This is a genomic window from Mesorhizobium sp. B1-1-5 (assembly GCF_006443065.1).
GTDB lineage: Bacteria > Pseudomonadota > Alphaproteobacteria > Rhizobiales > Rhizobiaceae > Mesorhizobium.
In genome coordinates this window covers 1-1,394 of the sequence record NZ_VFWS01000390.1, presented here as the reverse complement: position 1 = coordinate 1,394, position 1,394 = coordinate 1, and the positions used below count along the sequence as shown (strand labels likewise).

Sequence of the window (1,394 nt, the reverse complement as noted above, 5' to 3'; positions counted from 1 at the left end):
GGCTTTGCTGGATGCATAATTCGGACCGCAGGCGAGGTCGCACCCAACCCACCTGCCGAGCCACCTTACCAGCAGACGTAGCCGCCATCGACGATCAGGTCGAGGCCGGTGACGAAGCTCGACGCGCGGCTGGCCAGGAACACGGTCGGCCCGACCATTTCCTCGGGCGCCGCCATGCGCCCCATCGGCGTGTCGCGCTTGAAGATCTTGATCTCTTCCGCCACCTCCGGCCGCTTGTTCATCGGCGTCAGCGTGTAGCCCGGGCTGACCACATTGACGCGCAGGCCGCGGTCGGCCCACTCCATGGCGAGGCTCTTCGACATGTGGATGACGGCGGCCTTCGAGGAATTGTAATGCGCCTGCGTCAGCCCGCGATTGACGATGGTGCCCGACATCGAGGCGATGTTGACGATCGAGCCCTTGCGCCGCGCCAGCATCTTGCGCGCTTCGGCCTGGCAGGACAGGAACACGCCGGCGACATTGACCTCGTGCACCTTCCGCCACGTCTCCAGGGCCATTGTCTCGGCCGGCTCCGATCCGGCGATGCCGGCATTGTTGACGGCAATCGTCAGGGCGCCGAGTTCGCTCTCGACGCGGTCGGTCGCCGCCGCGAGATCGCCCTCGGACGTCACCGTGCCCGTCAGCACCAGCGCCTTGCGCCCAAGCGCGGTGATACGCTGTGCGGTCTCCTCCAGCCCGCCCTTCGATGCATGGCCGAAACAGGCGACGTCGGCGCCGGCCTGCGCCAATCCGATCGCGATTGCCTGGCCGATGCCGCTGCCGGCACCGGTAACCAGCGCGACATCGCCGTCCAGCTTGAAAAGATCCATCGATAGCCCTCCCTGCTTCAGGGAGGGTATGCGCTGTCCCGCGTTCCGATCAAGCCTTCAGCGCGGGCATGGCGACACGGCTAGAAATAGCCGTCGGAGGCGGCCGTGGCTTCTTTCGGGATCTCGACGCCGTCGACCAGGATCTTGTCGACCAGTTCGTGATGGAAGCAGACCAGGCCCTTGATGCGCTCCGCCTCATGCACCGGCTCGGGATAATACCAGACGAGGTTCTCGTGGCGCTTCTTGCCCGTCGTCACGTGATAGTAGATGGAGATGCCCTTGTAGGGGCAGCGCGAGATGTAGCGGCTGGGCGCGAACATATCGAGCCGCGTGTCGGAGATTGGCAGATAATGGCGTACCGGATGGCCGGTCTCGAACAGGAACACGCCGCGCCGTGAATCGGCGACCTGCTCGCCGTCCAGGATGACCTGCACCCGCCGTGAGGACGGCAGGCAGTCGACCCGCCGGAACGGGTCGCGGGCGTGGACGAAGATCTCCTCGTCCTCCTCATACCAGTGCGTCATCTTGGGCCAGTAGAAGGACATGTAGTCCGCGATCGGCGGA

General features: G+C 65.3%; 2 protein-coding genes. Both read right to left on the bottom strand.

What is annotated here, in order from left to right; all coding sequences use genetic code 11:
• Positions 1–65: 65 nt before the first annotated feature.
• Positions 66–830 carry an SDR family oxidoreductase gene (locus FJ980_RS31675; protein WP_140514719.1) on the bottom strand — a complete coding sequence of 255 codons (765 nt, stop codon included), beginning with the start codon at positions 828–830 and terminating at the stop codon, positions 66–68.
• An 80-nt stretch (positions 831–910) separates the two neighbouring features.
• Positions 911–1,394: DUF427 domain-containing protein (locus FJ980_RS31670; protein WP_140547445.1), on the bottom strand; the 484-nt coding region annotated here is incomplete at its 5' end.

What these genes read in the sequence shown, in the direction of transcription:
- FJ980_RS31675 (WP_140514719.1), bottom strand. Translation starts at nt 830, where the DNA reads ATGGATCTTTTCAAGCTGGACGGCGATGTCGCGCTGGTTACCGGTGCC.